8 protein-coding genes are annotated in these 14,078 nt (G+C 62.8%); 2 read left to right on the top strand and 6 right to left on the bottom strand.

What is annotated here, in order from left to right; translation table 11 throughout:
- Window positions 1–41: 41 nt before the first annotated feature.
- The 5 genes from amrB to NKI38_RS13830 form a co-directional block, all read right to left on the bottom strand.
- Window positions 42–1,700 (bottom strand): AmmeMemoRadiSam system protein B, encoded by a 1,659-nt coding sequence (amrB, locus tag NKI38_RS13850; RefSeq protein ID WP_502899305.1) that lies wholly within the window; start codon window positions 1,698–1,700, stop codon window positions 42–44.
- 218 nt (window positions 1,701–1,918) lie between these two features.
- Window positions 1,919–4,945, bottom strand: a complete 3,027-nt coding sequence (locus NKI38_RS13845; protein ID WP_352658417.1) for a hypothetical protein — start codon at window positions 4,943–4,945, stop codon at window positions 1,919–1,921.
- A 2-nt stretch (window positions 4,946–4,947) separates the two neighbouring features.
- Window positions 4,948–5,649 (bottom strand): DUF4760 domain-containing protein, encoded by a 702-nt coding sequence (locus NKI38_RS13840; RefSeq protein WP_352658415.1) that lies wholly within the window; start codon window positions 5,647–5,649, stop codon window positions 4,948–4,950.
- Window positions 5,646–5,969, bottom strand: a complete 324-nt coding sequence (locus NKI38_RS13835; RefSeq protein WP_352658413.1) for a hypothetical protein — start codon at window positions 5,967–5,969, stop codon at window positions 5,646–5,648. Before NKI38_RS13835 ends, NKI38_RS13840 begins: the two co-directional genes overlap by 4 nt.
- A gap of 164 nt (window positions 5,970–6,133) precedes the next feature.
- Window positions 6,134–8,341 carry a caspase family protein gene (locus NKI38_RS13830; protein WP_352658411.1) on the bottom strand — a complete coding sequence of 736 codons (2,208 nt, stop codon included), beginning with the start codon at window positions 8,339–8,341 and terminating at the stop codon, window positions 6,134–6,136.
- 260 nt (window positions 8,342–8,601) lie between these two features.
- On the opposite strand from NKI38_RS13830, the gene NKI38_RS13825 reads away from it, so the two are divergent.
- The gene (locus NKI38_RS13825) at window positions 8,602–9,006 is read left to right on the top strand and encodes a transcriptional repressor (protein WP_352635777.1); all 405 of its coding nucleotides are present in this window, start codon (window positions 8,602–8,604) and stop codon (window positions 9,004–9,006) included.
- Between the two features lie 226 nt (window positions 9,007–9,232).
- Here NKI38_RS13825 and polA read toward each other — a convergent pair whose 3' ends face one another.
- Window positions 9,233–12,184, bottom strand: a complete 2,952-nt coding sequence (gene polA / locus NKI38_RS13820) for a DNA polymerase I (protein ID WP_352658510.1) — start codon at window positions 12,182–12,184, stop codon at window positions 9,233–9,235.
- A 417-nt stretch (window positions 12,185–12,601) separates the two neighbouring features.
- Here polA and NKI38_RS13815 point away from each other — a divergent pair, with 417 nt between their 5' ends.
- Entirely contained in the window at window positions 12,602–13,987 is a 1,386-nt protein-coding gene (locus NKI38_RS13815; RefSeq protein ID WP_352658409.1) for a M20/M25/M40 family metallo-hydrolase, read from the top strand.
- Window positions 13,988–14,078 lie beyond the last annotated feature (91 nt).

Below are 14,078 nucleotides of genomic sequence, written 5' to 3'. Positions count from 1 at the left end.
CGACTCGGCCTGACCTGAATCTCAACACACCCTGGGAGCGTTTATTTCCTGCCCATCTCGAAATAGTTGGGCAGCGGGATGAGCCTGGTGAAGATCGTGCCCTGGGCGAAGACGCGCAGTTCCAGCATCGATCCGGACGAGCGTTCGGCGCGCTGGTCAAAAAGGAAATTGCCGAGCGAATAGACCTCCGCCACATCGCCGCCGCCCAGCGGGACAATCGCTTCGCTCGACACATGTGGGTGGCCGCCGACGATGACTGAAGCGCCGCGCAGGCGCATCTGGTCGGCAAGTATGTCTTCCCGCTTCGACGGTGCGGTCTTGTATTCGCGGCCCCAATGGGCGAAGGCGACCACCGGCCGCTCGGCATCCTCGTGCAGCAGCCGGTCGAGCAGGGCAGGGGTGAGCAGGTCGGTGTTCTTCGAACCGTTGGTGTCGATGTCGGTCAGGCCGACAAGGTCGAGATCGGCAAGCGCCAGCGTCTCGCCTTGGCCGAAATGCGGGATGCCGGCTTCATCCAGCGCGCGCAGCGTCTCTGCATAGCCTGACGGTCCGAGATCGTAGGCGTGGTTGTTGGCGAGCCCGACGCCGGCGACATGCAGCCGCTTCAGCATGTCGACAGCCAGGTCTTGCGGCATCGCCAGCGTCATGTCGTCGATCGCTTCCGGCACGTTGGGCAGGATAACGCCTTCGAGGTTGACGATCAGCGGCCGCGATCCGGTCAGGGCCAGAACGCTGTCGACGATGCGGTCGGCAACGCCGTCGCGAACCAGGATCTTCTTCATGGCGCGGCCGAAATTCACGTCGCCGGCGAGATAATAGATCCTGTCCTTTGGCCGTGCCGGATTGTTGAAGCCGGGGCCGAAGGCGCCGAACAGCGCAACGACATAGCTGGTGGTCCGCTCGACATAGTCCGACGTGTGTTCCTGCGAGTTTTCGTTGGCGACGACCAGCGGCAGGGCGCCGAACAGCTCGCGCTGCAGCCTTGTCTGGATGTAGAGCGCGCCGACGGAATCGGCATGATCGGGCTGGCGAAGTGCAGCTATGCCGTCGAGCGACCCGGCGGCCAGCATGTTCAGGGACTGTTGGTCGAAGCGTCTGGAGTCATGCTGCGGCAGATAGTGCGAGAAGTCGGTGGATTCGACGATCAGCGTGTCCTTGTCGACAATCGGCTTTAAAGCCTCGGCCAGCCTGTCCCAGTCGCCGCGACGCGCCTTCACCGACATTGCCACGGGCACGATTTTCGCCTCGGGGAAATAGTGGTGCAGGAAAGGCAGCATGGCACGCACGCCATGCTCTTTGTCGAACAGGCACGACTCCTCGACCATGTCGCCGTTCGTCTCGAGACGACGTACGGCATTGGTGTCGGCCGCGACCGGGCCAAGCACGGTGTCGAAGCCGCGCAGCGTGGTGGCGTAGAGCTTGTGCGTCTTGTGAAAATGGTCCGGCGACAGGATGATGATCCGTTTGTAACGCAAACCCGACGCCGCCCGGAAGCCGAGCGCAACCAGGTCGGCAGCAAGCAGATGGTGCGGCACCGTGATGCCGGTCAGCCGCTGGTTGGAAGGCTGGATATCGGCGACGCTGGCGATAGCATCCTTGAACAGCGTGACGTCGTCGTAGAAGGGCGGAAAGTTATCGGTACCCGGCGGGCAGACGACAGGTGCGGCGAAGCTGGGGAGGGGCAGGGTAAAGAGGAGCAATAGCATTCCTGCGATTGCCGGCCACAGTCGCGCGAGACGGCCCCCCTCTGTCCTGCCGGACATCTCCCCCTCAAGGGGGGAGATCAGTCTCTTCGTCGCCGGCTCTTGGTTTGACACGTCGATAATTGGAGGAGTCGAAGATGACAACCAATCTCCCCCCTTGAGGGGGAGATGTCCGGCAGGACAGAGGGGGGTACCTTGGCGCAGGCCTCGCCTCCTCATGGCGCCGCGAGCACGATGTTCTCCACGCCGCCGACGTAGTAGAACGGCTTCTGCTTCGAGGACGTCAGGCGCACCACCTCGCGAGAAATATAATCGGCAAGCCCGAACAGCGTGACGCCGCCGTCCGAAGTCCTGGCCTTTCCGCGCAGGCCTTCGAGGATCGAATAGGTGAAGACGCCGTGGCCGAGTTCGGGCAGTTCGGCGGCGGTGTTGTTGGCGGCGGTGGCGGAAAACACCACGATGCGCGCGTCCTGCGCGTCCTTTTCCAGGCGCGGATTGAAGGCGTTGGCGGCATGGCAGGTGTCGAGCAGCATGAAGCGCATGCCCTTGGCCCGCTCGACCGATTTCTGGATGTCCGACCAGTCGACGAGCGAAGAGCGCTTCCAGCGCTCGGCATCCTGTTTGCGGCCGTCGGTTGGGATGAAATAATAGTCTTCGTCGATGTTGATGCCGTGGCCGGCGACGAAGATGATGGTGGTGTCGTGTTCGCCGGGCCTGTCGAGGAAGTCGGCGAGCTGATCGTCGATCGTATCCGAGTCGGGTTCCATGATGCGTTCGGCGCTGGCGACGGCGTAGGCCTGCTTGGCGTTGTCGGGGTTCTCGTCGAGCGCCTCGCGGTTGACCAGAACCAGCGTCTCCATCGACGAGAACAGCGGCGCCGATTTTTGCGAAACTACCTTGAGGAATTCCGTGGCATCATCGACGGGGTAGCGCAGGTCGCAGGCGCGGCCCGAACAGGCGTCGGTCAGGAACGGATATTTGTCGACGCCGATGACTGCCACATAGAGCTTGCCCTTGGCCTCGGTTCTCTCGGTCTTCCTCGCCAGTGCAGTCACGCTGCGTTCGGTCAGATAGCCATATTCGTTGGTGCCGGTGACGCGGATGGTGTTCTCGCCGTTCTCGACCGGTATCTCGATAATGGTGCTGCTGCCATCCGCCGAGCGGGCCGTGACATCGCCCACATTGCGGCTGTTCGACAGGATCGAGAAGCCGGCGACATCGGTTCCAGCTTCCTTGGCGCCTGATATCTCGACGGCGACGTAGCCGTCGCGGACCTTGCTCTGGTCTTCCGCCAGACGGATGCCGAACTCCGGCGGCTTGCGCTGCAAAAGCTTCTGCAACTCGTTGTCGACGCCGGGCCGCATTTCCTCGACCGCCTGTTTTGCGCTGCGCAGGATAATTGCCCGGCGCACCATCTCCGGACTCCAGAGATATTTCTTCAACTGGCCGGCGCGGATGAAGCGGCCTTCATGGTCGCGCCCCTGGTTGACCTGCCAGCCGATCAGCTTGTCGCCCTCGTCGGAGGAATAATAGTAGCCCTGCGGCATCCAGACGATCCATTGCGAGCCGGCAAAGAACATCGACACGATCAGCTCGTGCGTCTTCAGGTTCCATAGTTTCAGCGTCTGGTCGGCGCCGCCGGTGACCAGCAGGCCGGCCTTCTCAGAGGCAACCATGGCGTTGATCTCGCCGGTGTGGCCGGTGAATTCGCCCGACACTTTCGCGGTCGCGGTCCGGTATTCGAGCAGCGTGCCGTCATTGCCGCCGGTGATCACGCCAAGACCCTTGTCGATCAGTATGTAGGCCGAATGAACAAAACCGTTGGTGGCGTCGTTCTCGATGCTGCGTACCAGCTTGCCGCCATTGGCGATTTCCAGAACTGCGTTTTCCAGCGCGTCATTGCCGCCTGCCTTGGCGTGCAGCGACCACTGGCCGTCGGTAAGGGCGGCGCGCGCAAACGAGCCTGGCTCCGTCAGCGGCTGCGGCTCCTCGAAGAAGCGTTCGGAGGTCGGCAGTGCCAGTTTGTTGTCCAGCGCGCCCATTTGTTCGGGGCAGGCTACGCGATCGGAGCAAGGGTTGGCATTGCCCCAGGCGATGGCGTCGTTGGTCGCGTCGATGCCGACGGCCGTCACCGGTTCCCCCACGCCCTGCAGCAGAGCCTTGCGCTCACCGGTCGCGGGATCCCAGACCTGGATGGCGTTGCGGGTGCCGCCGGCGGTTGCTACCAGCGAGCCATCAGCCTTGGCGCCGCTGGCATAGACCGTGCCGTCATGGCCGGTATAGTCGAGCGTCTTTTCGCCGGTGTCGGTGTTCCAGACGATGGAGCGGTGCCTGTCGGCGCAGCGATAGCCGCAGGAGGCGATGAGCCGCGCATCCTTGGCGAAAGTCAGCGAACCGATGAAGAAATCCTGCGTCGGCATGGCGCGTGCCAGCGTGCCATCTGTCGCGCGCCAGAGCTGGACCTTCCCGTCCTTGCTGCCGGTGGCAAACAAGGCCCCGTCGGGCGAAACCGCCAGTGCCATCACGCTGATGTCCCGCAGCGGATCGGCTTCGTCGGGCAATGCGATCTCCTCGCCCTTCGCGACGTCCCACAGCCGGATACCGTTGTCAGTGGTCGTCGCTGCCAGACGGGTTCCACCGGCGGCGAAGGCGAGCTTGTCGATGTGCCAGGAATCGGCGTCGAGCTTCTTGTCCAGCGTCCAGCCGGTCACGGATTTGTCGTCAGACCGCCAGAGATAGACGACGCCGTCGGCGCCTCCGGCAGCCAGCGTTTTCCCATCAGGAGAGAAGGCCAGATCGTAGGTCGCGTAGTCGGCGGCCTTGAGCACTCCCTTCATCTTGCCGGTGGCGAAGTCGAACAGCCTGATGTCGCCATAGGGCGGCTTGTCGCCAAGACTGGCGCCGAAATAGCCGCCGGCGGCGATCGTCTTGCCGTCGGGCGAGACCGCGATCGCGAAGATCTTGCCGTCGCTGCCATTGCCGAGATAGCCGCGGATGGTGCGCAGCATCACCCCATTCTGCCAGTCCCAGATGCGGATGGTCTTGTCATTGGATGCCGAGACGATGTCTTCGCCATCGGGTGTGAAGGTGAGATCGGTGACCTGCGCACTATGGCCGCCAGTATCGAGGTCGAGGTGGAAATCCGGTGCGTCCTCGGCACGGGCAACCGAAGTCCCGATCAATGCTCCGCCGAGAGCCAGCCAGCGGCAGGCGCGCATCAGGCGGAGACCGGTTTTTCCCATCGCTATTTGGCTTCGGCCGCAGGCTGTGCATTGCGCACATAAGTCTCGATTGCCGTGGCGAAAGTGGGTGAACCCGCCTTGCGCTGCTTGTCGATGTAGCCGGCAAAATAGCTCCAGAACGAGGCGGCATAGTCGCGGAAATAGGCGTCGGTCACTTTGCGCGAACACAGATCGCCATCGACACAGAACGACAGGCGGTTGAGGAAATAGACGATGCGGTCGAAATTCTCGTTGAAATCGGCGAGCGGCATGTCGCCACCACCGGCGGTCATCGCCTCGATGCCGATCCGTTGCCGGAACACCTGCTCCTCGGTCGGCGAGGGGTTGGCGCTGAGCAGATTGTCATATTTGGCGTTGAGGGCCGTCAGACGGTCCTTCAGGGCACGCTGCGCCTGCTGGTAGTCCTTGTTTTCCCAGAGTTCGACCAGCGACATGGTCTGCTCGACGCGCTTCTGCTCCTGGTTGGCCAGGAACTGGTAGACCGAGAACATCAAGGTGAAGATGATGGCGAGACGCACTGCCATGCCCGACCAGGCATAGACCAGCATGCGCCAGTCGCGGTCGGTGAAGGGGTTGCTCTCCTTCTTGATCTCATGGCTGCTCGGCCACGGAAAGCCTTCGGTGGTTTCCGGCAAAGCCTGCTTCGCCGTCGGTGCTTTCGCGGGCGCTGCTGTTTGCCTGGTGCTGCCTGCCGGTTTTTTCATTGGCAGGTATCCAGTTCAATGATGGCGGAGGGATCCAGCACGATGCCTGGCGCCTCCAGCTTCTTTTTCAGGCATTCCAGCTGCGGGCGCGAAATCATGAACTGCACGTCGGGCTCCGTCGCTCCCTTGTTCGGTGACGGCAAGGCTTCGACGACACCGCGCGAGGCGCAGTTGCTGAGATCAACGATAACGGCGTTGCTGCTGCTTTTGGCGATCTGGTCATACTGATCGAGAAAACACGTCGCCAGCTCCGAGTTGGTGACGATCTGCCTGACGCATAGCCCGCAGGCCTCGTCCGCCGAAGCGCTGGCGATCAGCAACAGGCCGCCAGCAAGGCCGGCCACCGTTCCACGCCAGGAAAACACAGAGTTCTTCACAATCGATCCTATCCGTTTCATCCGGCCGTCATGCGCCAAAGCTGCGGCCGGGAATGTTCTCATATCGCGCCGATCGCGCAAGAGCTGGCCCTCGCTCCGGCATCCGCTCAGGCCCGTGGCACCGTCTCCATTGGGAAGATCATCACCGCGCCCTTCGGCCCGCTCTTGTCGGCAAGCCGCATCACCGAGCGGGTTGCCGGCGCCATGCCGAGATCGGTCAGCATGTCGGAGAAGCTGGCGGCGGAACCCACTCCTCGTGTCGCCGAGGCGACGCCGTCCTGCGCCAGGAAACTCAGGTCCTCCTTCTCGCTCTCCGGCGGCGCCTCGGTCAAAACCGCGATCATCCGTTCCATGCCGAAGCTGGTGTCGGTGAAGGCCAGCAGTCCCTCTTCGAGCGTGGCCTGAGGGGCGAGGCGCTCGGCAACGATATGGGTGATCGAATAGTCGCTGCCGACATAGAGCACGTTGATGTCGACCAGAAGGTCCGAGCTGTTCTTGGCCAGCACATGCACTTCGTCGCCCGGTGAAACGCGCGGCACCACGGAAGCCTGCAAGGGTTCGAGGCCGTCCTTGTCGCGGCGTTTGACCTGGAATTGGACATCGACGTCCTCGGGCTTGTAGTCGGAGGCTGCCGCCAGCCGCGAAAGCCCGGTGGCGCGGAAGATGGTGCGCAGGTTCCTGGTCGTTGCGTCGACCAGCTTCTGGCGGTCATCCATGTGGATGATGATCAGCGGCGGCTTGCTGCCGTCCTTCAGAGTCACGTCGCCCGAGGCCGGCAGGAACCACAGCGCCGGCTTGTCGGTCGCATCCTCGGCGGCGCCGGTAACGGCATTCTCGCGTATCACCGCAAAGCGGAGTTCGGCACTTTTACCGGGCTCGACCAGCTCGATGTTGAAACCGGTCTCCTTGGCTGTCGCCAGTTCGTCGAGAACCGAGTTGACCAGAGCGGTTTCCTTTTCAAGTCCCTTTGCCGCGGCCGGCCGCGCGACGATAAGCTTGTAGTCGACGGTGATCTCCGCCACCCGCGCATAGGCGTTGGCCGGAATGTCGGCGACTTTGAGCGCCGGCTTCTTGTCGAACTCGACCGGCTTGACGCGGCTTTCCAGGTTCTTGGCCGACTGCACTTCCAAAAATCCGACTGCATCGGAAAGCGGCGATAGCGCCGAAGGCAGGATGGCGAGCTTGCTGCCGGGAGTGAGGCGGTGCAGCAGGCCGGCTCCGATCGTCGCTTCGCCGTCCTTGATGACGACGGGCCACTGCTTGACCGCGTCTGTCTTGTCGGTGCCGAACACACGGGCATCCAGTTCGCCCTCGAACAGCGGCGTCGGCCGGGTGCGGCTGTCGGCCGAATATTGCTGCAGCACGGCCTGGCCGAGCTGGCGGTAGGTGACATTGGGATTCTCGGCCAGTTTCGACAGGATAGTGAAGGTGAACAGGCCGAACCGCGGCGCATCCGTCGCGCCCTTGGGTAGCGGCATTTCCGGCGTCGTCTCTACCGTCTGTGCGGCATAGAAGGCGACCAGCTTGCCCTTGGCGATCGGTTCGCCGCCGGTCGGGGTCAGGCTGAAGGCCGGCTTGCGCGCGCCGTTGTCATCGATGCCGCGCGAGCCGGCGGTCGATGTCACCTCATCATAGGCCTTGATCGCAGCAGCCCGCTCGGCCTCGCTGCCGCCGACCAGGTCAGCAAACTCGACCTTGCGCTCCAGCTCGTCGTCGACCTCGACGGCGCGTGTCGCTGTGCCGGAATGGCAGCAGTCGAACACGACCCAGACGAAGGCGCCCTTGTCGCGGATGGCGTCGAGTGCTGCGCCGATTTCGTTGTCGATCAGCGCGTTCGGCACGCCGGCGTCGCGGTTGATCCATTTGTCGATGTCGACGGGCAGGAAGATCTCGTCGAGCCCGTCGGTCTCGTCGCCCTTGACCATTTGCGGCTGCTGGGCGCCGTGACCGGACAGATGCAGATAGACGAAATCGTCGCGCTGCACCTTGGCGGCAAGGTCGGCCAGAGCGGCCTTGATCGCCGCATGGGTCGGCAAGCCACTGGCGCCGGGAATATCCTTGGCGAGCAGCGTGATGTTCTCCGGCGCGAACCGTACCGGATCGGGCACATTCTTCAGGAGATATTCGTGGACGAGGCCGGCATCGTTCTTCGGCCCGATCAGCCAGTTCCTCTGCGGCAGGTTGGGATATTCGGTGCAGGCGACCAGCAGTGCATGGTAGGTGCGCGATGCGGCCATGGTCCGGAACGACACCATGCCGGCCATCGTCAGCGCGGACGTGCCGACCAGCAGCGTCCGCCGCGTCAATTTGATCATGATTGCTTCCCCAAGCCCGATCGAATTCCCAAGCGCGGCAACTCTTGCCGGAGATTTTGTCAGTATTTTGAATGTTGCATCGAAGAGCAACCTGCCTGTTACCCACTCCGGATCGACAATAGCCGGTTCTCGACAGCCTTCCGGACAGAGATGTTGGAAACAGTAGCAAAAATGCCTGTTCGTCGCTATCTGGGTGGGACAGGGATTGTTTGCGCACGGAAATGAGGCGCGAGCGACGCAAGACGAGTTGGATCAGGACCATGGCGGCAAGGGATGTGCTGACGAAGAACCAGCTGTGCGTGCTCGAGAAGCTCGAGGCCGCCAGCGGGCCGCTCAGCGCCTATACTTTGCTGGATCAATTGCGCGAACGCGGTTTCCGCGCGCCGCTGCAGGTCTATCGGGCGCTCGACACGCTGGTGAAGTCCGGCTTCGTGCATCGGCTCGAAAGCATCAACTCCTTCGTCGCCTGCGCCGAGCCGCACGACCACAGCCACTCGATGACCGCCTTCGCCATCTGCGACACATGCGGGCAGGTGACCGAAATGTCCGACCACGATGTCGGCCACCGGTTGGACGAATGGGTGCGCTCCACTGGCTTTGCCGCCAAGAAAGCAGTGATCGAATTTCGCGGGACGTGTGCCAAGTGTTTGGCGGAAGCCGCTTAGGATCAGGCCAGCCAACCTGATGTTGGAGGGACAGCACCCCCCTCTGTCCTGCCGGACATCTCCCCCGCAAGGGGGGAGATTGGCAGCTTCGGCGCTCCGCTCATTCCTGCAACGTTGGCGGTTGGCGAAACCAGGAACGACATCCGATCTCCCCCCTTGCGGGGGAGATGTCCGGCAGGACAGAGGGGGGTGTGAAGGATCGCAGCGCGTCCAGCCTTCGGAGCAGCTAATGCGCCTCGTCCCAGTTGTTGGCGGCCCGCGCGTCGACATGCAGCGGCACCGACATGGACACCGCCGGCATCGCCGCATTCTCCATGACATGACGGACAACCGGGATCGTTGCCTCGACTTCGGCTTCGACCGTCTCGAAGATCAGTTCGTCATGCACCTGCAACAGCATACGAGCCGAAAGGCCTGCTTTTTCCAGCGCCTCCTCCATGCGGATCATGGCACGGCGGATGATGTCGGCGGCGGTGCCTTGCAGCCGGGCGTTGATCGAGGCGCGCTCGTTGAACGCGCGGATCGAGGGATTTGAGGACCGGATGTCCGGATAATGGATGCGGCGGCCGAAGATCGTTTCGACAAAACCGTGCTCGCGGGCATAGGCCTTGGTCTCCTCGATGTAGTCGCGGATGCCGGGGAAGCGCTCGAAATATTTCTTGATGTAGTTGCCGGCTTCCTCACGCGGGATCGACAGCTGGTTGGCGAGGCCGAAGGCCGAAATGCCGTAGATGATGCCGAAATTGATCGCCTTGGCGCGGCGGCGGACCTCCGAAGGCATGCCTTCGACCGGCACGTTGAACATTTCCGACGCAGTGATGGCGTGGATGTCGGCGCCGTCGGCGAAAGCCTGCCGCAATTGCGGGATTTCGGCGACATGGGCGAGGACGCGCAGCTCGATCTGGCTATAGTCGGCCGAGACCAGCCGATGGCTCTTGTCGGTGATGAAGGCGGTCCTGATCTTGCGGCCTTCAGCGGTGCGCACCGGGATGTTCTGGAGATTCGGGTCGGAGGATGACAGGCGTCCGGTCGTCGTCGCGGCCAACGCGTAGGAGGTGTGGACGCGCCTGGTGTCGGGGTGAATGAAGCCTGGCAGCGCGTCGGTATAGGTCGATTTCAGCTTGGTCAGCTGTCGCCAGTCGACGATCTTGCGCGGCAGTTCATGGCCCTCGGCGGCAAGATCTTCGAGAAGCTGCGCCGAGGTCGACCATTGGCCGGTCTTGGTCTTGGAACCGCCGGGCAGACCCATGCGCCCGAACAGGATGTCGCCGAGCTGCTTGGGCGAACCGATGTTGATGCGCTCACCGATGAGCTGGTAGATTTCCTCTTCCAGCCGGGCGGCGCCCTGCGCCAGTTCGCCCGACAGCCGCGACAGGATCTGCCGATCGACCGAGATGCCGCGCTGCTCCATGCGTGCCAGCACCGGCACCAGCGGCCGTTCCAGCCGTTCATAGACCGACACCAGCCCCTTGGCGGCAAGCCGTGGTTTCAGCACCAGCCAGAGCCGTAGCGTCATATCGGCGTCTTCGGCGGCATGAGCGGTCGCCTTGTCGAGGTCGACCTGATCGAACCCGACGGAGTTCTTGCCGGAGCCGGTAGCGTCCTTGAGCTGGAGAGGCGTATGACCCAGCCATTTCTCGGCAAGCGAGTCCAGGCCGTGACCATGGGGGGTGCCGGCATCGAGCACATAGGAGATCAGCATGGTGTCGTCGAAAGGCGCGACATCGATGCCATAGCGGCTCATGACGACAAGATCGTATTTTAGGTTCTGCGCGATCTTGAGAACCGACTTGTCTTCCAGCAGCGGTTTCAGCAAGGCCAGCGCCTCGCGGAGAGGAATCTGGTTTTCAACCATGCCACCGCCAAGCAGGTCACCGTTGCCGCTTTTGTGGGTAAAAGGAATGTAGGCGGCGCGGCCGGGCGCCGTGGCGATGGATATGCCGGTCAATTCGGCCTGCATCGGATCGGCCGACGTCGCCCTGACGTCGAAAGCGGCAAGGCCGGTCCCGATTGCCTCAGCGACCCAGGCTTTCAACGTCGCGACATCGCGGATGCAGTGATAGGCAGATGTATCGATCTTGCGGGTGGCCGCACTCTCCAGCCTCAGCGCGGCAAGCAGGGAAGGGGTGTCGCCTTGTTTTGACGTTTCTGTCGTTGCCGCTCCGCCGGCCTGGCCAGGCTCGGCGCCGGACTCGGCTCGGGCAACAGCTCCGGCCCCGACATCCGGGCCATGGGCATAATCGGCGCGTTCGACTGTCACCGCGACGGCCTGGACATCACCTGCCTCGGTGCCAGTCGCTTCCGCCACGCGGCGGGTGAGCGAGGTGAATTCCATGGTCTTGAGGAAGCCGATCAGTTTTGGGCCGTCCGGCGGGTGCAGCACGAAGTCGTCCAGCCCCTCGGCCACCGGCACGTCGTTCATCAGCGTCACCAACTGACGCGAAATGCGCGCCTTGTCGGCATTGGCGATGATCGATTCGCGCCTCTTGTCTTGCTTGATCTCGCCGGCGCGGGCCAGCAGCGTGTCGAGGTCGCCGAACTGTTCGAGCAGTTGCGCCGCCGTTTTCGGCCCGATGCCGGGCACACCAGGCACATTGTCGACCGAATCGCCGGTCAGCGCCTGCAGGTCGACCATCTTTTCCGGCGGCACGCCCCATTTCTCGATGACCTCGGGAATGCCGATCTGGCGGTCCTTCATTGGGTCGTACATACCGACCGTGTCGCCGACCAGCTGCATCAGGTCCTTGTCGGAGGAGATGATGGTGGTGTCGCCGCCGGCCTCGCAGGCGAGCCTGGCATAGGTGGCGATCAGATCGTCGGCCTCATAGCCTTCGGTTTCTATGCAAGGCAGGTTGAACGCCCTGGTTGCCTGGCGGATCAGGCCGAATTGCGGGATCAGGTCTTCCGGCGGCGCCGAGCGGTTGGCCTTATATTCGGGGTAGAGGTCGTTGCGAAAGGTTTTCGACGAATAGTCGAAAATGACGGCGAAATGCGTCGGCACAATGCCTACATCGGTGTTGCGGGCGTCGAGAACCAGCTTCCACAGCATGTTGCAGAAACCGGAAACGGCGCCGACCGGCAGGCCGTCGGATTTGCGGGTCAGCGGCGGTAGCGCGTGATAGGCACGGAAGATGTAGCCGGAGCCGTCGACAAGGAAGAGATGATCGCCTTTTTTCATGTCGGCAGGGATAGCGCGGCGCGGCGGCTTGGTCCATGCCAAAGGCGGCCTCAAATATCGGTCCCGACAACACCCTGACAGACCGGACTCCGACCTGCTCACGGCCATGTTACAAAAGTGTAATCTTCGTGCCCTTGAATCGCCATGTTCAAAGACACAGATACATGGCATCGGCAATTTTCGCCGAGTCCGGAGTAAGGCCCGTCCCCCGCCTATCCCGGACAACTGCGGCAGCCTATCCCCCCTCTCCGGGCTGCCGCAACGTTTCGAGTAGAAGGCCGCCGTGGTTCCCCCTCCACCACGGCGGTCTTTTTTTACCTCAGACAGACATTTGCAGCCCGTGGTCCAATGATCGCGGGCTTTTCGTTTCCCTGTCCTGCCTTTACGGTTCCGGTTCTGAATCGAAAGGCTTCATACATGTCCGCAGTTTCCCCCGTCCTCGACCGTCTCGACAAGAATCTCGACCAGAGCCTCGAACGCCTGTTCGGCCTGCTCAGGATCAAGTCGATCTCCACCGATCCGGCCTATGCCGCCGACTGCCGCAATGCGGCGGAATGGCTCGTGGCGGAGCTCAAGCTGATCGGCTTCGATGCCAGTGTGCGCGACACGCCCGGACACCCGATGGTGGTCGCCCATCACCATGGCCCGGCCGGTTCGCCGCATGTGCTGTTTTACGGCCATTATGATGTGCAGCCGGTCGATCCGATCGAATTGTGGGAAAGCGATCCGTTCGCCCCCGCGGTCAAGGAGGTCGGCCCGGATCACAAGGTGATCACCGGACGCGGCTCGGCCGACGACAAGGGCCAGCTGATGACATTCGTCGAGGCCTGCCGCGCCTGGAAGCAGGTGCACGGCAATCTGCCTTGCCGCATCACCATCCTGTTCGAGGGCGAAGAGGAATCCGGCTCGCCGTCGCTGAAGCCGTTCCTCGAAGCCAATGCCGACGAGCTCAAGGCCGATTTCGCGCTGGTTTGCGATACCGGCATGTGGGACCGCGACACGCCGTCGATCTGCGTCGGATTGCGCGGGCTGGTCGGTGAGGAGATCACTGTGAAGGCCGCCGACCGCGACCTGCATTCCGGCCTCTATGGCGGTGCTGCCGCCAACCCGATCCGCATCCTGGTCAAGGTTTTGGCCGATATCCACGACAAGGACGGCCACATCACCATTCCCGGCTTCTATGACGGGGTCGAGGAAACGCCGTCGCAAATCCTGAAATCATGGGAGACGCTTGGCGAGACGGCCGAGACGTTCCTCGGGCCTGTCGGCCTGTCGATCCCGTCGGGGGAAAAGGGCCGCTCGGTGCTGGAACTGACCTGGGCGCGGCCGACGGCCGAGTTCAACGGCATTATCGGCGGCTACACCGGCAAGGGCTTCAAGACGGTGATCGCGGCGGAAGCCTCGGCGAAGGTGTCGTTTCGCCTCGTCCATAAACAGGACCCGAAGAAAATCCGCGACGCGTTCCAGAAATTCGTCAAGGAGCGCATTCCGGCCGACTGCTCGGTTGAATTCCACCCGCATGGCGGCTCACCGGCAATTCAGCTTTCCTATGACTCGCCGTTCCTGGCCAAGGCCAAGAATGCGCTGTCCGACGAATGGCCGAAGCCGGCGGTGACAACGGGCAGCGGCGGCTCGATCCCGGTGGTCGGCGATTTCCAGACCTATCTCGGCATGGAATCGCTGCTGGTCGGGTTCGGTCTCGACGACGACCGCATCCATTCGCCCAACGAGAAATACGAGCTCAGCTCCTTCCACAAGGGCCAGCGCTCCTGGGCGCGGATTCTCGATGCCTTGACGCGCTGAGCGGCGGGATCCCAGTTTTCCTGTTGATTTTTCATCGGATCGCGGCGAGGACGGGCCATAAGACAAAGTGCTGGAGCGTCCCTTGCGGATC

Origin of the sequence: Mesorhizobium sp. M0621 (genome assembly GCF_040320745.1) — a bacterium.
In the GTDB taxonomy this organism is placed as follows: domain Bacteria; phylum Pseudomonadota; class Alphaproteobacteria; order Rhizobiales; family Rhizobiaceae; genus Mesorhizobium.
Note: the sequence above shows the minus strand (reverse complement) of the source record. Positions and strands in the feature narration are given on the sequence as shown.